This window comes from Dietzia timorensis (assembly GCF_020742175.1).
In the GTDB taxonomy this organism is placed as follows: Bacteria; Actinomycetota; Actinomycetes; order Mycobacteriales; family Mycobacteriaceae; genus Dietzia; species Dietzia timorensis_A.
The window spans coordinates 1-18,908 of the sequence record NZ_DYXM01000076.1; the positions used below are offsets into that span (position 1 = coordinate 1).

Here is an 18,908-nt window from a genome sequence, read left to right on the forward strand (position 1 = left end):
GTGTACCCGTTGCTCGTCAACGTCAACGGCACCCCGGCGGGTGGCTCGGCGGCGCGGCTCGATGATGCGCGCGTGCTGCTCCCGGTAATGCCCTCCGCGCTTCAGCTGCTTCCCGGCGCCGCCGGTACCGAGCTCGCCTCCCGCGCGGAGACGAGCCCCGCGAGCGACGTCACCGTGGTGTACCCGATCGCGGCCGCGCCGACGCGCCGCGCCATCAGCCCCGGCCTCGATGGGCCCGCGCCGACGGTGCATCTCACCGACGATTCGCTGCTCACCTCGCTCGGCGACGGGGGCCGACTCAGTGGTTTGCTAGACGCCCTCGAGGACGCGGAGCAGTCCAACGACGAGCTTTCCACCGCGGTGTGCCTCGCCGTCGACCCCGAGCTCCTGCGCACCACGGCCGATATCGCCGACGGTCTCGAGGTCATCGTGGACGGCCCCGAGGAGGCCGAGCGGATCTCCGATGCGGCTCCGATGGCGTCGGCGTGGCTCGACCGCCTCCGCGAGCTCGCCGGCGACCACTGCACGGTCCCTCTTCCTCCGAACCAGGCAGATCTCGACGCCGTCGCCGCGACGCAGTCCAACGCTCTCGCCTCGGCCGTCGGCGACGGCCCCGCGAACGAACTCACACGCGTGCTCGGCGTCGAGTCAACGACGGATGCCGTGATCCCCACCTCGGGCACCATCACCCAGCCGACCGTCGACCAGATCCCGGCGCTGCGCGACTCACCATTGGTCGTTGCGTCGTCCGCCGTCAGCACCCCCGATTCGGCGATCCCGCGCTCCGGGGTCCACCGGCTCGAATCCGGTCAGCACGCCCTCGCCTACGATCCCTACCTGGCCTCTTCGCTCGCCGCGACCGGCGCGATCGCCGAGAATCCGCGGTATTCCAGCGCGAACCAGCGCTACTGGCTCGAGTCCGATTCCCCGGCGGCGCGCCTGCAATCGGCTCGCGCCTCCCTGCTCGCGCCGGTCCTCGCGAACATGTCCGAGGCCGCCGATAGCGGGCCCGACATCGAAGCAGAAGCCGCCCCAGACGCGGAAGCGGGCGAAAGCCCCGAAGACACCTCCGACGAGGCCCGCAAGCTGCTCGTCATGCCGCCGGCGGTATGGACGCTGGATGACGACGGAGTGCAGTCTCTCCTCGACACCGTGTCCGGCCAGATCGAGGCGGGAAACATGCGGCCGCTCTCGCTCGGCGACGCGCTCGCCCAGGCGCCCGACGAGGAGCCGGTCCGCCTCGACTCCACCCGCCAGGGCCTGCCGATCACCCCGGACACGCTCGGGCGGGAGCCGGCACGCGAGGAGGACGCCGAGACCCCGGCCTCCGACGCGAGCGAACGGTCCGAGATCGAGCGCTTTCTCCCGACCGGCGCCGGCGGGCAGCCGATCGCCGATTCCGATCCCGGCGCCATCGACACCGACACGATCGCCCGTGTCGGCGACGCCATGGTCCGCGTCTCCACGCTTCGCCATGTCGTCGACACCTCGGACCCGACCTCGCACATCGCCCCCGCGTTCATCGATCCGCTGCGCTCGGAGGCGCTGCGCACCCTTTCCACGACCGCCCGCCGGGCCGGCGGCGACGGCTCCATCGAGTCCCACGGCTTCGACGCCGACGATCCCCTCGCCGGCCCCGATACCGGCCGGACCGCACGCCAGGCCAGCGCGGATTCGCTCGACCGACTGGAGAACGCGCTCGACAACGCCTTCGAGTCGATCTCGCTCATCCCGCCGGGCGCGGTCTACACGATGGCCTCGCCGAACTCCCCGCTCCTGCTCGTCGCCCGCAACGGCATGCCCTTCCCGGTGCGAGTCTCGGTGCAGATAGACACTCCGCCCGGCATCACCGTCGAGAACCAGGGCATCATCTCGGTCCCCGCCTCGGGTTCGCGCACCATGCAGCTGCCCACCGACTCCGAGCAGTCCGGCACGCGCGCGGGCATCACCATGCAGCTAGTATCTCCCGACGGTGTTGCGCTCTCCGAGCCCATCGACATCGAGGTGCAGACTGGGGGTTCCCGGCTGGCGTGGCTATTCATGTTCGTCGCCGGCATCGCAGCGGTGGTTCTCATGTTCCGCCGCTTCCTCACGGTGCGCCGCGCGAAAGCCGATGGAACGTGGGAGGATCCCAGCACCGGCTATCCATCCGATCCTGACGGCGAACGTGCCGAACCAAGCCATGGCGAAGGGAGCAAATAGGTGAACGATTCGCCACGCAGACCCGACTTCGGCATGCGCGGGCGGCGCCGGGAGCCCGGTAGTTCCGTGATTCGTGCGGCCACCGCGCCGCCACCGGTCTCCGAGGGCGCGTTCGGCGACCTGCAGATCGTCCAGTCGCAGTACCTCGCGGACGCCGATCCAGGTCCGCTGGCGCAGGGCGAGACTCACAGCGCCGAGGACGCCGCCCGAGGCAGCTCACAAAGCCTGCTGCGCGCCACCGGCTCGATGGCGATCGCCAACCTCGTCTCCCGCATCACCGGCTTCGTCCGGATGAGCCTCATCCTGTGGACCCTCGGCGGCGCCGTCGCCTCGGCGTTCAACACGGCGAACCAGTTGCCGAACATGGTCACCGAGCTCGTCCTCGGTTCCGTGCTCACGGGCATGTTCATGCCGCTGCTCTCGCGTGCATCCAGGGAGGATGACGACGGAGGTCTGGGGTTCGTCAGACGCCTGATCACCGTCACCGCCACTGGCGCATTCCTCGTCACGCTCATCGCCGTCGCCGCGGCCCCGTGGCTCACCGACATCAACCTCTCGGACGGCAAGGTCAACACGTCCCTCGCCACCGCGTTCGCGTTCCTGCTGCTGCCGCAGATCTTCTTCTACGCGGTGTTCTCGGTGTTGCTGGCCGTCCTCAACAAGAACGAGGTGTTCCGCCCCGGCGCCTGGGCCCCGGTGTGGAACAACCTCATCGGCATCGCGACCCTCTTCGCCTACGTCCTGTTCGCCAAGGACATCGACCCGAAGGCACCGGTCAACATCCTCGACCCGGCCATCCTTCTTCTCGGCATCGGCACCACTCTCGGCGTCGTCGTCCAGGCAGTTGTGCTGTTGTGGCCTCTCCACAAGCTCGGTATCAACCTTCGCCCGCAATGGGGCATCGACGCTCGCCTCAAGGACTTTGCGCCGAGCGCGCTCGCCGGGTTCACCTACGTGCTCATCAGCCAGGTCGGGCTGGTCGTCACCAACCGCATCGGTTCGGCCGCCGACGAGAGCGCCATCGCGATCTACCAGTCCAACTGGCTCCTGCTGCAGGTGCCCTACGGCATTCTCGGCGTCACCCTCCTCACGGCGATCAACCCGCGCCTCGCCGACAACGGCACCGCAGGCCGAAACAAGGAGGTCGTCGCGGACATCTCGCTCGGTACCCGTCTCTCGGTCGCCGGGCTGCTGCCCATCATCGCGCTCATGACGGCGTTCGGCCCCGTCATCGCCTCCGGCCTGTTCGCCTACCAGAACTTCTCTCCCGAGGAAGCGAACATCCTCGGTAACACGATGTCGGCCTCGGCGTTCACGCTCATCCCGTACGCCATCGTCCTGCTCCAGCAGCGCGTGTTCTACGCGCGGGAGAGCTACTGGACCCCGACGATCATCATCACCGTCGTCACCGCGGTCCGCGTCGGCTGCGCCTACCTCGCACCCCACGTGGCGACGTCCTCGCAGGACGTGGTCATGCTCCTTGCGCTGTCCAACGGCCTCGGCTTCCTCGCCGGCGCGGTCATGGGCTACATCCTGCTCAAACGGAGCCTCGGCCCGCTCAGCGGGGGAGAGGTGCTCAAATCCTCCGGATGGGTTCTCCTCGCCTCCGTCATCGGCTGTGCCGCGGCGCTCGCCGCCGACTGGATCCTCCACCTACATCTGCTGGTCGGGGCCATCGGTTCGTTCGGCGACATCATCCGCATGGCGATCCTCACCCCGATCGCGCTCGTGGTCATCATCGCGGTGCTCATGCGCTCGCACCTGCCCGAGCTGGCGCCGCTGACCAACCGGATTTCCGCGCTGTTCTCACGCAAGAGCGGCTAGCCCCGCGCCGGTCGCCGACGCCCCCTACCTGCACCCGCCGCGGTGTTGCAGCGTGGCCTGCCGGGTTGTGCATTGCGCGGCCGGTTCACTGGGTATCCTTGTGTAGTTCGCACTGCTCGCCGACTGGGCGGAGGTCGGAAGGGTTCACGCCTTTCGGCGAGCTCGCGAGTACACCTCGAATCGGTACCTGGAGCGGCTAAGTGAGCAGTAAAGAAGGCAACGTCAACGGCGGAAGCGACAACTCCGCCTCGCCGCGCCTCGCCCCCGGCGGCGCGGTCGCCGGCGGACGCTATCGCCTCGTCGCCGCACATGGCGGCGGCAACGGTCTGCGCTATTGGCAGGCCCGCGACCAGCGCCTCGGCCGAGAGGTCGCGCTGGTCTTCGTCGACCCCGCTCCGAGCGACTCTGCCGAGGACGGAAAGAAAACCACCGGCGAGGTTCTCGATGCCACGCTCGCGCTGTCGAAGCTGTGGGCGCCCGGTGTTGCCGGCGTGCTCGATGTCATCCGCGGGAAGGTCGGCGGGATCATCGTCGCCGAGTGGACCCCGGGCAAGTCCTTTGCCGCCGCGGCCGCCGAGAAGCGTCTCGCCTCCGGCGCCGCCGAAGCCTTGCGTCCGCTCGCCGATTCCGCGTCCCGCGCCCACGCCGAGCAGCGCGACGTCGGGCTCGTGTCACCGGACCAGCTTCGCGTGACCGACGACGGCCTGGCCATCCTCGCCTTCCCCGGCGTCACTCCCGCAGCGTCCATGGAGGACGACGTCAAGGCACTCGGGGCGGTCCTCTACGCGGCCCAGACGGGCACGTGGCCGCTCGACCTGCCGCCCGGATCCGACGATGTCGACGTCACCGATTCGCGTCTTCCGGCCGCCGAGCGCGATTCCTCGGGTACCCCGGTCGACCCGCAGAAGTCCGGCGCGCCGGTCAGCCAGTCCACGCTTGCGATGCGCACCCTCGACGGATCGTCCGTGTCCTCGGCGTCCACCGTTCTATCGCTTCTTGACGGCGCACGTCCCTCCTCCGCGCCGTCCTCCGCCCGCACCTCTCCCTCACGTTCGGACTATGCGGAAGCCGAGGCCCTCAGCGAGGGCGACGGACCTTGGGACTCCGAATCCGAGGAGCTGTCCCCGGCCGAACAGCGGGTCCGCGATCAGCGCCGTTGGGTCATCATGGCCGGAACGGGCGCGGTCGGCGTGCTCGTCATCATCGTTCTCCTCATCACGATGATGGGCGGCTTCGGCGGCCGCGACGATGATGTGCCTTTGTCCGCGCAGCTAGACGCGATGCAGGAAGAGCAGCGCGCCTCGCGGGAGGCGGCCGAGCAGTCCGCCCAATCGGGCCAAGACGACTCGTCCGAATCCGAAACGTCCGCCTCGCCAACGTCCAGCGCGCGCGAAGAGAAGGGCGAGAAGCTCACGGTGGCCGACGCGACGACGTGGCAGCCGTCCAGCTCGGCCGGTAGCGCGGAGAACTCGGCGCTCGCCGTCAATGTCACCGACGGATCCGCGGACACAATGTGGCGCACGGACACCTACGAGAACCAGTTCGGTAAGGGACCGTCTGCCTTCAAGCCCGGCCTCGGCCTGCTGCTCTCGCTCGAGGAGGCCGCACGACTCACCGAGGTCACCGTGTCTTCGCCGGATAGGGGAGTCGAGTTCGAGGTCCGCACGTCGGACACAGCATCTCCGACGTCATTGGACGATACGACTCTGGTGGGCGAGGGGGCCGTGTCCGGGGGCAAGGAGTCTGTGTCCATCGATTCGGACGACATGGACACCGATGCGCAGTACGTGATCATCTGGATCACCAAGCTCAGCGGATCGGATGCCTCCGGATATTCCGCGCAAATCGGCGAGGTCGATCTGGCCGGGCTCCCCGAGGACTAACATCCCTCCGGCGGTCGACTGGCCGTCGCAAATGTAGCGCCCCCCACCGGCGGCCTCGGGGTCCTATTTTTGATGCGTGACCACACGCGCTCTCGGCAACCATCCCGCCCCTGGTGTAGCCCCGCCCGCCCCGGTGGAGCCCGATAACGAGCTGCTCCGCCGCCACGTCGCGGGCGACGACGTCGCTTTCGCGACCCTGATCCGACGCCACTACGACACGCTGTGGCGCGCGGCGGCGCGCGCTTCGCTGTCCCCCGAGGACGCCTCCGATTCGCTTCAGGAGGCGCTTTTGTCGGCCTATCGACAGGCCGCCACCTTTAGGGGAGATTCCCCGGTACGCGGGTGGTTGTACGCGATCGTCGTCAACGCCTGCCGCGACCGGATGCGTCGCTCGTTACGCAAGCGCTGCGTCGAACTCACGCCGCTGCTCGCGGAGCAGGTGTCATTCCGCACGCTTTACTATCAGGACCCGATCTGGTCCCTCGTCGTCGCCGAGGCCCTACGCGAGATACCCGCCGGCATGAGGAACGCGATCATCCTCGTCGACATGCTCGGTCTATCCGTCGGGGAGGCGGCGTTCTTGCTCAACGTTCCCGTCGGCACCGTGAAGAGTCGTTGCACTCGTGGCCGTCGACATCTGGCCCCGCATCTCGAGGGCATCAGTCTGTCGCGTTAGTCAGGTACCAGCGGATTCTCCCGCTCCACGTGCGTTGGGGGAGGGCGGGAACAACACGAGCGCCGAAGATGTTGGACACTGGGGAGCGGACATTCCGCATTGTGACGCCAAGCAAAGAACCTTAGGACCAACTCCATGACCGACTTCGGTTTCAATCTCTCGCTCGACTCCGACAAGGACGACACCGCAGCGTCCCCTTCGGCGACCGGTGCGGATCCCGACAAGATCCACAATCTGATCATCGTCGGCTCCGGTCCCGCCGGCTACACGGCGGCGATCTACGCCGCCCGCGCCGAGCTCGAGCCGTTGGTTTTCGAGGGGCTCGAGTTCGGCGGCGCGCTCATGACCACGACCGATGTCGAGAACTATCCGGGATTTCCCGAGGGCATCCAGGGCCCCGAGTTGATGACGCACATGCGCGACCAGGCAGAGCGTTTTGGTGCAGACCTGCGGATGGAGGACGTCACCAAGCTGGATGTCTCCGGTGACATCAAGAAGGTTCACGTCGGCGACGAGGTCTACGCAGCACGCGCAGTCATTTTGTCGATGGGCGCGGCAGCACGCTACCTCGACGTCCCCGGCGAGCAGGAGTTCCTCGGCCGAGGCGTCAGTTCTTGCGCGACCTGCGATGGGTTCTTCTTCCGTGACAAGCCAATCGTCGTGGTCGGAGGCGGGGACTCAGCCATGGAGGAAGCCGGTTTCCTCACCCGTTTCGGCTCAAAGGTCACTCTCATCCATCGCCGTGAAGAGTTCCGCGCCTCGAAGATCATGATCGACCGTGTGCGCAACAACGACAAGGTCGAGATCCTCACGAACAAGGTCGTCAGCAACGTGCGCGGCGATGACTCGGGGTCGGTGGCGGGCCTAGCCCTCACCGATACCGTGACCGGCGAGCAGAGCGAGATCGACACGGCGGCAATGTTCGTCGCCATCGGCCACGACCCGCGGTCGGGTCTGGTCAAGGGACAGGTCGACCTTGACGACGAAGGCTACGTCCTCACCGACACCACCACCACGGCCACGAACGTCCCAGGAGTCTTCGCCTGTGGCGATCTCGTGGACAAGCGCTACCAGCAGGCCGTTACGGCTGCGGGGTCCGGCTGCTCCGCCGCAATCGACGCCGAGCACTTCCTGGCTTCGCTCGGCGAATAGCCGGCGGATAGACGGATACTCCGACTATGGGTTTGTTCAGCCGCCGATCGGGCGCCTCGGATTCTCGAGGTGCCCAGTCGGCGCTACCGGCCGTAACCACCGATGACTTTGACCAAAGCGTCATCGAGGCCAGCCATTCGTGCCCCGTACTGGTGGATTTCTGGGCTCCGTGGTGTCGCCCGTGCAAGGCCATGGACCCGGTATTAGCCGAACTTGCAGCACGATACGGAGATCAGCTCCGCATCCTGGCCGTCGATATCCAGACGGAACCCGAGCTCGCAAGTAGGTTGCAGATTTTGTCGATTCCCCTGCTGACCCTTTATCGCGACGGCACACAAGTCGCATCTCTTCACGGGGCTCAACCCAAGCGAGCTATTGCCGATCTCATCGACAGTTCGATCGCAAATAGCTAGTGCCACAGGCCTTATGGCATAGTTGGCGGTGATCTGATGAGGGGCGCGGTGACGCGTATCCTTGATGTGGAGCAGATTCGAGTGATTGTTTCGGCGCTTCACTGATTCAAATGCGCTGTTTATCACACGGGTTTGGTCGCGCATCGGCTCTACCTTCACCTATGCGGTTACTTCATCCACTAGGGTTGGGGGACCAATTACAATTGGGCTGCATATTTTAATACCGTGGGTGCCATAGGTTTTCGACCGATTTAGCTTACGGTGCACGGAGAAAAGGGAGGTCATGGCTCTTCGCAAAGGTGATCGCGGTGTCGAGGTAGCGCAGGTTCGCTCGCGACTCGCAGCGTTAGGACACCTCCATAATCTGGACTCGGTTGGATTGACCGAGCCGGAAACCGGCGGCGCGACAGAGCAGACCGAAGCGCTTTTCGATTCCGACCTCGAGGTCGCAGTGCGAGCCTTCCAACAACAGCGTGGTCTCATCGCCGACGGGATCGTCGGTCCCGCAACCGCGTCTTCGCTCGCTGATACGGTGCACCAACTCGGCTCACGCGATATGTCGTACCTCGTTACGCGCCCCATGGTGGGTGACGACGTGGTCAATTTCCAGCAGCGCCTACACGAGCTAGGCTTCTATACCGGAAATATCGACGGCGCTTTCGGTGCGCTCACTCACGATGCGGCTACCGAATACCAGCGTTCGTCGGGGCTCACCCCGGACGGTGTTGCTGGGCCGGAGACGCTCGCCAGTCTCTCCAACCTCTCCACACTTGTCACTGGCGGAAACCTCAGTTCTATCGTCGAGCGGGAGCGCGCACGCAACGCTGGCCCCCAGCTCACGGGAAAACGCATCGTTCTCGATCCGGGGCCAGGCGGTTCCGAACGTCCCGTTTCAATCGAGACGCCTTACGGCTCCACGACGGATGCCGAAATCGTTTGGCAACTGACCGAACGCCTTGCCTCGCTGATGACCCAGGCCGGCGTCGAGGTCCTGTGGTCTCGACCCGAAACCATCCTTCCCGGTGACGATGAACGTGCCGAGATAGCCAACTCGTTCCAGGCCGATTTGATTATCAGCCTGCGGTTGGATCGTCATTCGAACCCCGAAGCCAACGGGGTTGCCGCCTTCTACTTCGGCAACTCACTCGGCGCTGTTTCGATGATGGGTGATGCCCTTGCCGGCTATATCCAACGAGAAATCGTGACGCGCACGGGCACCCGCGACTGCCGCACCCATGGGCGGAGCTGGCCGCTTCTACGCCGCACGAAAATGCCTTCTGTCCAGCTCGATCTCGGCTACATCAATAATGAGCACGACATGGCCAACCTTCTCGACAAGGAGATACGCGAGCAGATCGTCGACGCGATAATCGTGGGGGTCAAGCGTCTCTATCTTCTCGGCGAGGGCGATCAGAAGACAGGAACGTTCTCGGTCGAGGACATCTTGTCTTACGAGCCGAACAATAAGTAGCACCGGGTCCGCCGCCAAGTTATTGGCTATTGACCGCTGAGGGCCGCATATTCGCCTCGAAAATCAACTGATCCAGGGCATGTTCCACGTCTGCTTTCCAGAGGTGTTCTCCGTCAATCTCGAGACGTAGTCGCGGAAATTCCGGATCTTTTCCTACTTCTTCGAATCCGCGTGCAAGAAAGAATTCGTCTTCCTGGAGACACGTCAGCGGCCCGCCGGCATGCAGTTCAGACGCATGGAATTCCATCTCGAGGCGCTCGGAGCCCTTGTTGGTTCGCGCGAATGTCTCCAGTGCCCTGACGCCACGCTTTGCTGCATCTGACACGACTGCAGCGAGAAGCAGGCTTCGGATGTCCGTCCGGGCATTCGTGTCGAATTCTGAATGAGCATGGAGATCCGCGATGAGCACCGCATCCGATCCAACAGGACCGCTTGGGAAGGCTCTCACCCGTGCGACGTTCCCCGGGGGAGCGTAAGTGACTGATCCGACTGGGCGACCGAACTCTTCGGCAACCTGTGCGCAGACTCCCCATTGAAGAAGGACGCTCGATAACCATGCTTCCTTTTCAAATGTAGAGCCTCGACTGTACTCGTGGGTCCCAGAATTTGTTTGCCAGTACATGCACTTGCGGGCATGCATATCAAGTCGGTCGAACGAGTTCAGCTCGACCGCGGTCACAATAATGTCCCCGTCTATCGGCTCAAGAAACTCGCCAGCCATCTACCGCCCTTACGCTTCTTCGGAAGAGGCCCCTCCGCTCCCCGTCACCGTGACGTTTGTGCTCTGGCCCTCTGGTACCCGTGGTTACTTGCCCTTCCCGCGAAGAATCTTCACTATCCGTTGTAGGTCCTCGGAGGAACCGACGTCGATCGTAATTCGACCCTTCTTTTTACCCATACTCACAGAGACCTTAGTATCGAACCGGTCCGATAGCGTCGACGCGACGGCTTGGAGCTCGGGATCCGGTTCGGACGGGGTCCGTCCCTTCTTACCCTTATCCGCAGAGTTGTCGTTCCCGGCGTTCATCAACGACACGATCTCTTCGGTACTGCGTACGCTCAATCCCTCTGCGACGATACGCGCGGCAAGCTCCTCCTTGGCCTCTGACGTACCTTCAAGGGATAGCAATGCTCGCGCATGTCCAGCAGAAAGGACATTGGCGGCAACACGGCGTTGAACCGCTGTCGGTAATTGCAAGAGACGTATCGAGTTTGTGATGGCCGGTCGTGAACGTCCGATTCGCTCGGCGAGCTGCGTGTGCGTGACTCCGAATTCTTCGAGCAACTGTTCGTATGCCGACGCTTCCTCCAGTGGATTCAGTTGCACTCGATGGATGTTCTCCAGGAGTGCGTCACGAAGAAGGTTCTCATCCTCTGTCTGCCGGACTATAGCCGGTATCGTCTCGAGCTCGGCCTTCTGGCTCGCTCGCCAGCGCCGTTCACCCATGATGAGTTGGTACTTCCCACCATCAAGCTCGCGGACGACAATGGGCTGCAACAGTCCGAATTCTCGAACGCTATGCACCAGCTCCGCCAGAGCATCCTCGTCGAAGACCGATCTCGGCTGTTTCGGATTTGGCTCAATGTCCTTGGGGGAGACCTCCCGAAGCACAGCACCTGGATCTATAATCTCCGTGCCATCTGCATTTTGAGCGATGCCCTTTCCGTAGACGTCGCCTGGTGCCTGTTCACGCATCGATCGGGACGCCGAGCTACGCTCGCCCTCGTTCCCCTCTATGGATTGATGCGTTTCACGTGAAACATTTGGGCGTGGAGGAAGCTGATTCTCTTGGTTGGACCGCGGACCCAGAATCACATCTGCGGCACCATCGCCTAGGCTGGGACCTCCGCCCTCGCTGGCGCTGGGGATAAGCGCCCCAATCCCTCGGCCTAGGCCGCTTCGCCGCTTATTGGTCGACATCCGTGTCAGCTCTCATTCTCTTCATCTTCGTCCGCGGTGGCCAAAGCGCCAAACTCCGCGATGTATCGCTCGTTCATCTCCTTGGCGGCATCGATATACGCCAAGGCTCCCTTGCTGCCAGGGTCATAATCAAGGATTGTCTGGTTATAGCTCGGAGCTTCTGAGATCTTGATATTCCGAGGTATAACGTTGCGAAGGACCTTGGTACCGAAGTGTTGTCGAACTTCGTCGGCAACCTGGTGGGAGAGGTTGGTCCTTGCGTCATACATAGTGAGCATCACGGTCGATACCGCCAACGACTTATTAAGCGCTTCAGTCACCAGATCTACGTTTCGAAGTAGCTGCGTTACGCCCTCCAGTGCATAATATTCACACTGGATCGGAACCAGAATTTCTTTCGCAGCCACCATCGCGTTCAACGTGAGAAGTCCGAGAGACGGTGGACAGTCGACGAACACATAGTCGATTCCCAAAGCACGTAGATCCTCCGGCACAAGCACCTCGGCCAGCCTTCGTTCGCGGGAGAACATTGACACAAGTTCGATCTCCGCGCCGGCGAGGTCGATGGTCGCCGGGATACAGTAAAGGTTCGGGTTTGTAGGACTTTGCTGTGCGAGTTCTTGAAAGTTCTGTTCCCAGAGGAGCAGGTTATAAGACGAGGGAGTCCCTTCGCTGTGGTCTACTCCTAGCGCTGTCGACGCGTTTCCTTGTGGGTCCAGATCGATGACAAGAACTCCCAAACCGCCAGCGGCGAGCGCGGCCGCGAGGTTCACGGCCGTCGTCGTTTTCCCGACGCCACCCTTCTGGTTCGCAATACACATGACACGGGGTTCAGAAGGACGTTCTAATCGAAGCCCATTTCCGTGCATAATCTCGCTGGCCTGACGGGCAGCAGCGAAAATTGGAGTGTCATCACTCATGCACTAGCCTCTCCGAATCTGATACCGCGGTACTGCTTCTTCGCTCGGTGATTCATGTTTCACGTGAAACTTGAACGATCGTTCCCGGTCCGATTGTTTCACGTGAAACGTGCGAGTTCTCCGAGCTACCGCCTTTTGTCCGCCCCCAGCTTATCCCGTCGTTGTTTCTTCGTGGGGCCCGCACTCCTCGCCGATTTGGTCGCGATGATCAGATAGGTCGGGTCAGCGCCCGGAACTTCAACAGTGTCGAACGTTTCATCAACCAGGCCATGCTTTCGGAGGGCCCACGCATCTCTTTCGAGCTCTTCCGGAGCGCTCTCACCCTTAAGTGCAATTAGCTGACCGCCCGGCCGGATTAGGGGAGCGGTCCATCCGGCAAGCTTCGCTAATGGCGCCACTGCACGTGCTGTAACAACATCAGACTCACTCGCCCTTTCAATGACATGAGCATCGTCAGCTCGTCCGCGAATGACGTCCACGTCTATCCCGGCCTCTCGGAGACCAATAGTTTCGATTGCTTCTTCTAGGAAGTTCGATCGCCTCAGTAGCGGCTCCACTAGTGACACCTTGATATCGGGCCTGCACAGCGCGAGCGGAATCCCGGGTAGACCCGCACCGGAGCCGATATCCGTGACAGTTAACGTTTCGCCGCCCCTGGGGGAGTGGAGTCGGGCCGATACAGCCGTGGAATTGAGAACATGTCGCTCCCACAGCCGTTCGCCCTCCCTTGGACCGAGCAATCCGCGTTCAAGGCCGGCAGTACGTAGAAACTCCACATACTTCTCCGCGAGGAAAACATAGTCACCGAATACCGACTCGGCAGCTTCTGGAATCTGACCGGAACTTGTCACTTCGTCATCGTCTCCTGCGACTGAGGTTCACACCAGGGGCGGTAAATGGAATGCGCAGTTGCGTTTCACGTGAAACACAACTGCGCCTCGGTCTTCCAAAATCTACACCGGGTGGATGACGACGAATCGATCGGGTTCCTGCCCGGACGAGTCGGACCGGACGCCATCGAACTCCGCAATAGCATCATGAACTACTTTGCGCTCAAAGGGTGACATGGGAGAGAGGTCGGCAGACTCTTGGGACACTTTCACGGACTCCGCTACATCTCGAGCCATCGACGCAAGCTCCACCTTCCGTGTAGCCCTCCATCCCGAGATGTCCAACATAAGACGACTCCGCGATCCAAGCTCCTGTTGCACCGTCAACCGAGTAAGTTCCTGGAGGGCCTCGAGAACTTTTCCGTCTCCGCCTACGAGGTTCTTAAGGTCGTCGGAACCATCGACCGTTACCGTGGCTCGGTCCCCCTCCACATCAAGGTCGATATCTCCGTCGTAGTCGAGGATGTCCAGGAGCCCCTCAAGGTAGTCTCCAGCGACCTCTCCTTCTTCGACAAGGATGTCGTCCGACTCCTGCTTCTCGTCTGCGCTCATCTCTTGTCCCTTCGAACCATGTTTCACGTGAAACAGCGGCATCATCCGCGGCAGCGATCTGGCCCTAGTGCACACCTGCGGGCCGCTCACGGTCAATCATACTGTGGAAATAGTACTGGCCCCGACCGTACGGCCGGGGCCAGTTCAAACTCCCTGTTCCAGGAAGATCAGACTTTACTTTTTCTTCTTGCGCTTCTTCTTCGACGTATTCTTCGTGCCCGACGGCTTCTGACCCGGTTTGGGTTTCGACCCGGGTGCCGGCGATGATCCTGACGTAGGCGCAGCAGTCGAAGTCCCACCCTTGACTGCAACGGCGGATTCTGCCTTGTCGGAGGTCGAGACTGAAGGACTCACCTTATCTGAGACATTGCCCGCCTTCTTCGGATTCACCGGCTTGACTCCCACTCGCGGGGCAAGCGCATTTCGCTTCTCGCGTGCCACCTCTTCCTTGGCGGATTCCTCACGGTCCATCTGCGCGAACAGGAAGTGCTGCTGGCCGTAGGTCCACGCGTTGTTCGTAACCATGTACACGAGGATGGCGATTGGCCAGAATGCACCCGTCACCAGAATGCCGATAGGGAATACCCAAAGCATCATCTGCCGCATGATGACTGCCTGGCTGTTTGACTTGTCCAGCGGCTGGCGGGAGAACGACTGCTTCGCGTTGAGATGCGTCATCAAGGAAGACACGATCATCAGCGGAACGGCAATAATAATGATGATCGTACGACTGAAGTCCAGCGGATCGCCCGGGTTAACAAACGCCGCGAACTGGTCGACGGACTGCGAAATGAACGAAGACAGCGGCGCACCGAAAACGCGCGCGTCGAGGAAGTTCTGGACGTCCTCGGGGGAGAAGACGTAGTTCCCCGTGGTGCGCGTCTCCTCCGCCGTCATCCCCAATGCGCCAAAGGCGGAACCCATGCGATTGAAGGAACGGAGGACATGGAAAAGACCGAGGAACACCGGAATCTGGAGTAGAGCCGGCAGACAACCCAGGAGCGGGTTGAAGCCCTCCTTCTTTTGCAGGGCGCGCATTTCCTGCGCCATCTTCTGCTGATCGTTCTTGTATCGCTTGCGAATCTCTTGCATCCGCGGCTGCATGGTTTGCATTTTCCGGCTATACCGTAGCTGCCGGGCCATCGGGTAGAACAAAAGGACGCGGAGAGTGACCACGAGGAACACAACCGAGAGCACCCAGATGAGCCCGTTTGATTCCGGATCATCTACTCCCGGAATGACTCCACCGACCGATGCGAAGACCTTGTGCCAAAACCACATGATCGCCGAGATCGGGATATAGATCAGATTGTCTGTAATGAAGGACATCGAATGGTGACCTTTGAACTTTCTAGCAACGTGTGAAAAGGACGGGAGACGCGGAGCAAGTATGAAGGACTAGGGGGAGCGGGCAGGCGGAACCGGATCCCAGCCCCCTTTCGACCATGGCGCACACCGCAGTATGCGCCACATAATCAGACCGGAACCGCGAAGCGCGCCGTGAACCTTGAGAGCCTCGAGCGCATACGCACTACACGTAGGTTCGAATCGGCACGACGGCGGAAAGAGGGGGGAGACCGCTTCGCGGTAGAAGACAACGATCAGAGTCAGGCCGCGGGACGCCAGGCTGCCACGGTTTGTATCGTCACGTGACATATCTGGTTCCTCCGCTTGTGTAGCGTCCGGACTCCTCAAATGTTTAGAAGACTCAACCATTGTCGGACGATTCGTTGAGGCGCCGGTGAGCCTTCTCGGCGGCCCGGCAACCTGCCTCCAGGACCTCGGAACGAAGACGCGGGTGGTCGGCAGCGAGCGCCGGGGGGAGTGCCCTCACCACGAAGTCGATATCCTCATATTCCGGCAGCAACAGGTCAGCGCAGATATGACGAAGCCGCCGACTCATCCGGTGTCTCTGTACCGAATTGCCGACGGCTTTACTCACGACCAGCCCGAATCTCGGACCGGTGGTGCGGTCCACGGAGGGCGGAAACGCCCTCGCATGCACAACTACGCTGGCACGACCGGCACGAACGCCAAAGCGCATGACGGCACGAAAATCGGCCGCCATGCGCAGGCGGTGCGGTTGTGGCAGCACAGCGTAGCTCTATTCGGGCTAGCTGGCTACGGCTTAAGCCGTCAGCTTAGCGCGACCCTTGCGGCGACGACCTGCAACGATCGAGCGACCCGCACGCGTACGCATGCGCAGACGGAAGCCATGCGTCTTGGCACGGCGACGGTTATTCGGCTGGTAAGTCCGCTTGCCCTTGGCCACGGCGTTCTCCTTCGTTGAACCGCACCGGGGTCGGCGCGGAATCATTAGTGCATTGATCCTGCAATTCTTACTTCCACGGGGCGCTGGTCCAGGTAATCCGGCCGGCGCAGGCTCCATGGGCCATGCGATAGGGTTCGCACGGCAGACTTGTAAAGATTACTTGGTGCAGACGAAAATCCACAAACCATCGGGAACTCTTCTGTCACATTGGTGATAAACCCGCAGGAGACTGTTACGGAAGTTACGACACGCCGACGAGGCTGATGGTTGACATAGAAAATACCGGTGATCAACTCCTTGCCCGCATGCAGATAGTGTTGTTAACGTAATCCCTCGAACCACGACGCCAACACGTTCATACATCCATTGCAGCAGGTGTCCGCACGATCATGCAGGCACTTCGCTACACTCGTCCGAGGTGCTTCGCCCTCACGGAACAGGTTGAACATTCGACCTGAACGCGGGGGAGACGACTCTTTGTCCACACCTGTGGACAAGACTGTGGAAATGCAGGTCGCGCGCCATGAGATCATGTGGATAACAAATGTTTGGCACGAAATTTTGAACCCATTTTGTGTAACCCTCGTTCAAAGTCGATGAAAGGAGACCTGAACCGAATGTCTCCAAGTTTGGACGAGGTTTGGAAGACAGTATTCGACGAGCTCATCACCGGGAGTCCGGACGGAACGGTAGCTCCCATTTCCAGGCAACAGCGCGCCTGGTTGTCGCTGGTCAAGCCCATAGCCCTCGCACAAGGATTCGCGATGTTCGCCGCTCCCAGCCAGATGGCTCGCGACAACATCGAAGGCGATCTGCGTAATCGCATCACCGACGAGATGCGAAAGATCATCGGCGAAGACATCGACCTCGCCGTACGAATTGACACCTCTCTTGCAGAACAACCCAAGCGTTCGGAGAACATTCCCGAGGTGCACGAGGGGTTCCCTTCTGCCCGAAGCGCGGAAGCAGTGCGGGACCAGTCTTCTCCCGAAACGAAGCTGGAGGCGGACAGGCGACTGGAGATCGAGCGCGACCTGCACGTACCCGAGAACGATGAGGCCCTCTCCGCAGTCGTTAGTAATAATGACCTCAACTCCCGCTACACGTTTTCCGCATTCGTGACGGGTAGCTCGAACAGCTTCACGCGTGCCGCCGCGCTCGCGGTCGCCGAGGCGCCGGCGTACGCGTACAACCCGCTTTTCATCTACGGCGAGTCCGGCCTCGGCAAGACACACCTGCTTCATGCGATCGGGCATTACGCGCTCAACATGCAACCGGGTCTCAAGGTCAAGTACGTCTCGACCGAAGAGTTCACCAACGACTTCATCAACTCCGTCCGCGACGGCCGGCAGAACATGTTCAAGAAGCGCTACCGCGAAGCGGACATTTTGCTGGTGGACGACATCCAGTTCCTCATCGGCAAGGAGCAGGTTCAGGAAGAGTTCTTCCACACCTTCAACACGATCCACGGTGCGCAGAAGCAAATCGTCATCACCTCGGACCGCCCGCCGAAACAGCTTTCCACGCTGGAGGATCGCTTGCGTACGCGATTCGAGTGGGGATTGCTCACCGACATCCAGCCGCCAGAGCTGGAGACGCGCATTGCGATTCTCGCCAAGAAGGCGAGTACGGACGGCAACGAGGTTCCGCTTCCCGTGCTCGAGCTGATCGCGTCTCGGGTGCAGCGCAATATCCGAGAGCTCGAAGGTGCGCTCATCCGAGTGGTCGCGTTCGCCTCGCTCAACAAGCAGGTCATCGACGTGCCTCTCACCGAGGTCGTGCTGCGCGACGTCATCTCCGATGACAACTCACTCCAAATATCCGCAGCCTCGATTATGGCGGTGACCGCCGAGTTCTTCGACACCACTATCGACGATCTATGTTCCGGGTCGAAGACCAGGTCTCTCGTGCGAGCTCGCCAGATCGCCATGTACCTGTGCCGTGAGCTCACTGATCTGTCGCTTCCGAAGATCGGGCGCACGTTCGGCGGTAAGGATCACTCCACCGTGATCCACGCGAACCGCAAGATCCTCAAAGAAATGAAGGACGATCGGCGCACATACGATCAGATCCAGGAGCTCACCGCTCGGATCAAGGAACGCTCGCGCGGCGCGTAGCTTCTGCGATGCCGGCGCCGAACGGTGTTATTTCGCTCAAGCACTACCCACGAATTTCTCACGCCGCCCCTTCGGGGGCGGCGTTTTTCGTGTCATACCGGGCCACGAATCCTCTTGATCGACGGTCGGGATGGCGGTCTGGGCCGAGGTGGAACGGCATGCCCGACGTCATGAATAACACAGTTATTGCACAAGTAGTCCACCACATTTGTAACTCTGCGCCACACGAGTCCTCAAAATTCACACCTGTGGACAGGACTGTGAATTACATGTTGAGCGAAGCGCGATTTTCGTGGACGGAGCGTGGACCGAACGTGCACAACATTTGTCGTCCACAGAAACGGCGTTATGGACACACAATCGATCACAAGGTTGTGCACGGGCGCGCGGCGCGTTGACGTGCGCAGAAGGGCAGTTGCCCACAAATTCACAGGACCTACTACTACTAGTATTTATCTCCCTTCTAAATAACAAGAAAGTAGGTGGATGGGCGGAGAGGTTCTAGGCAACTCACGATTCGACTCGCATCCGCTCGCGGCAAAGGACAACAAAGCGTCGCCAGAATTACATCGTTGTAATTGGGGATCCGACTCAAACGGGAGACAGGTTTTGGGA

Annotated in this window: 17 protein-coding genes and 1 pseudogene; 9 read left to right on the top strand and 9 right to left on the bottom strand. The window is 61.7% G+C overall.

Annotated elements, in window-relative coordinates; genetic code table 11:
• The 8 genes and pseudogenes from K8V11_RS04045 to K8V11_RS04075 all read left to right on the top strand — a co-directional run.
• Positions 1 to 2,202 (top strand): hypothetical protein (locus tag K8V11_RS04045; RefSeq protein ID WP_303911119.1); only part of this gene is annotated, 2,202 nt, incomplete at its 5' end.
• The gene (gene murJ / locus K8V11_RS04050; protein ID WP_303911120.1) at positions 2,203 to 4,026 is read left to right on the top strand and encodes a murein biosynthesis integral membrane protein MurJ; all 1,824 of its coding nucleotides are present in this window, start codon (positions 2,203 to 2,205) and stop codon (positions 4,024 to 4,026) included.
• A 200-nt stretch (positions 4,027 to 4,226) separates the two neighbouring features.
• Positions 4,227 to 5,909: a protein kinase family protein gene (locus K8V11_RS04055; protein WP_303911121.1), complete on the top strand. Its 1,683-nt coding sequence runs from the start codon at positions 4,227 to 4,229 to the stop codon at positions 5,907 to 5,909.
• Positions 5,910 to 5,985: 76 nt separating this feature from the next.
• Entirely contained in the window at positions 5,986 to 6,585 is a 600-nt protein-coding gene (gene sigM / locus K8V11_RS04060; protein ID WP_303911122.1) for an RNA polymerase sigma factor SigM, read from the top strand.
• 135 nt (positions 6,586 to 6,720) lie between these two features.
• Positions 6,721 to 7,737: a thioredoxin-disulfide reductase gene (trxB, locus tag K8V11_RS04065; RefSeq protein ID WP_303911123.1), complete on the top strand. Its 1,017-nt coding sequence runs from the start codon at positions 6,721 to 6,723 to the stop codon at positions 7,735 to 7,737.
• 26 nt (positions 7,738 to 7,763) lie between these two features.
• Complete coding sequence (locus K8V11_RS04070; RefSeq protein ID WP_303911124.1) at positions 7,764 to 8,150, top strand: co-chaperone YbbN; 387 nt, start codon at positions 7,764 to 7,766, stop codon at positions 8,148 to 8,150.
• 283 nt (positions 8,151 to 8,433) lie between these two features.
• A pseudogene (locus tag K8V11_RS14645) lies at positions 8,434 to 8,658 on the top strand (peptidoglycan-binding protein); the annotation flags it as partial.
• An 87-nt stretch (positions 8,659 to 8,745) separates the two neighbouring features.
• Complete coding sequence (locus tag K8V11_RS04075) at positions 8,746 to 9,621, top strand: N-acetylmuramoyl-L-alanine amidase (RefSeq protein ID WP_369693035.1); 876 nt, start codon at positions 8,746 to 8,748, stop codon at positions 9,619 to 9,621.
• A 19-nt stretch (positions 9,622 to 9,640) separates the two neighbouring features.
• Here K8V11_RS04075 and K8V11_RS04080 read toward each other — a convergent pair whose 3' ends face one another.
• The 9 genes from K8V11_RS04080 to rpmH form a co-directional block, all read right to left on the bottom strand.
• Complete coding sequence (locus tag K8V11_RS04080) at positions 9,641 to 10,342, bottom strand: GNAT family N-acetyltransferase (RefSeq protein ID WP_303911126.1); 702 nt, start codon at positions 10,340 to 10,342, stop codon at positions 9,641 to 9,643.
• Positions 10,343 to 10,426: 84 nt separating this feature from the next.
• Positions 10,427 to 11,542, bottom strand: a complete 1,116-nt coding sequence (locus tag K8V11_RS04085) for a ParB/RepB/Spo0J family partition protein (RefSeq protein ID WP_303911127.1) — start codon at positions 11,540 to 11,542, stop codon at positions 10,427 to 10,429.
• Between the two features lie 5 nt (positions 11,543 to 11,547).
• Entirely contained in the window at positions 11,548 to 12,462 is a 915-nt protein-coding gene (locus K8V11_RS04090; RefSeq protein ID WP_303911128.1) for a ParA family protein, read from the bottom strand.
• A 125-nt stretch (positions 12,463 to 12,587) separates the two neighbouring features.
• Entirely contained in the window at positions 12,588 to 13,313 is a 726-nt protein-coding gene (rsmG, locus tag K8V11_RS04095; protein WP_303911129.1) for a 16S rRNA (guanine(527)-N(7))-methyltransferase RsmG, read from the bottom strand.
• A 102-nt stretch (positions 13,314 to 13,415) separates the two neighbouring features.
• Complete coding sequence (locus K8V11_RS04100; RefSeq protein WP_303911130.1) at positions 13,416 to 13,904, bottom strand: R3H domain-containing nucleic acid-binding protein; 489 nt, start codon at positions 13,902 to 13,904, stop codon at positions 13,416 to 13,418.
• Between the two features lie 174 nt (positions 13,905 to 14,078).
• A complete protein-coding gene (gene yidC / locus K8V11_RS04105) occupies positions 14,079 to 15,233 on the bottom strand; it encodes a membrane protein insertase YidC (RefSeq protein WP_303911131.1) in 1,155 nt (384 codons plus the stop codon).
• Positions 15,234 to 15,302: 69 nt separating this feature from the next.
• Complete coding sequence (yidD, locus tag K8V11_RS04110) at positions 15,303 to 15,620, bottom strand: membrane protein insertion efficiency factor YidD (protein WP_369693034.1); 318 nt, start codon at positions 15,618 to 15,620, stop codon at positions 15,303 to 15,305.
• Positions 15,613 to 15,999 carry a ribonuclease P protein component gene (rnpA, locus tag K8V11_RS04115; RefSeq protein WP_303911133.1) on the bottom strand — a complete coding sequence of 129 codons (387 nt, stop codon included), beginning with the start codon at positions 15,997 to 15,999 and terminating at the stop codon, positions 15,613 to 15,615. The genes yidD and rnpA overlap by 8 nt, the downstream gene beginning before the upstream one ends.
• A gap of 33 nt (positions 16,000 to 16,032) precedes the next feature.
• A complete protein-coding gene (gene rpmH / locus K8V11_RS04120; RefSeq protein WP_075845195.1) occupies positions 16,033 to 16,176 on the bottom strand; it encodes a 50S ribosomal protein L34 in 144 nt (47 codons plus the stop codon).
• A 617-nt stretch (positions 16,177 to 16,793) separates the two neighbouring features.
• Between rpmH and dnaA the strand changes: the two genes are divergently transcribed.
• Positions 16,794 to 18,293, top strand: a complete 1,500-nt coding sequence (gene dnaA, locus K8V11_RS04125) for a chromosomal replication initiator protein DnaA (protein ID WP_303911134.1) — start codon at positions 16,794 to 16,796, stop codon at positions 18,291 to 18,293.
• Positions 18,294 to 18,908: the final 615 nt, after the last annotated feature.

Coding starts and splice junctions, on each gene's coding strand:
- K8V11_RS04085 (WP_303911127.1), bottom strand. CDS start 11,542: ATGTCGACCAATAAGCGGCGAAGCGGCCTAGGCCGAGGGATTGGGGCG.
- dnaA (WP_303911134.1), top strand. CDS start 16,794: ATGTCTCCAAGTTTGGACGAGGTTTGGAAGACAGTATTCGACGAGCTC.
- yidC (WP_303911131.1), bottom strand. CDS start 15,233: ATGTCCTTCATTACAGACAATCTGATCTATATCCCGATCTCGGCGATC.
- K8V11_RS04100 (WP_303911130.1), bottom strand. CDS start 13,904: ATGAGCGCAGACGAGAAGCAGGAGTCGGACGACATCCTTGTCGAAGAA.
- trxB (WP_303911123.1), top strand. CDS start 6,721: ATGACCGACTTCGGTTTCAATCTCTCGCTCGACTCCGACAAGGACGAC.
- K8V11_RS04070 (WP_303911124.1), top strand. CDS start 7,764: ATGGGTTTGTTCAGCCGCCGATCGGGCGCCTCGGATTCTCGAGGTGCC.
- yidD (WP_369693034.1), bottom strand. CDS start 15,620: ATGGTTGAGTCTTCTAAACATTTGAGGAGTCCGGACGCTACACAAGCG.
- K8V11_RS04080 (WP_303911126.1), bottom strand. CDS start 10,342: ATGGCTGGCGAGTTTCTTGAGCCGATAGACGGGGACATTATTGTGACC.
- K8V11_RS04090 (WP_303911128.1), bottom strand. CDS start 12,462: ATGAGTGATGACACTCCAATTTTCGCTGCTGCCCGTCAGGCCAGCGAG.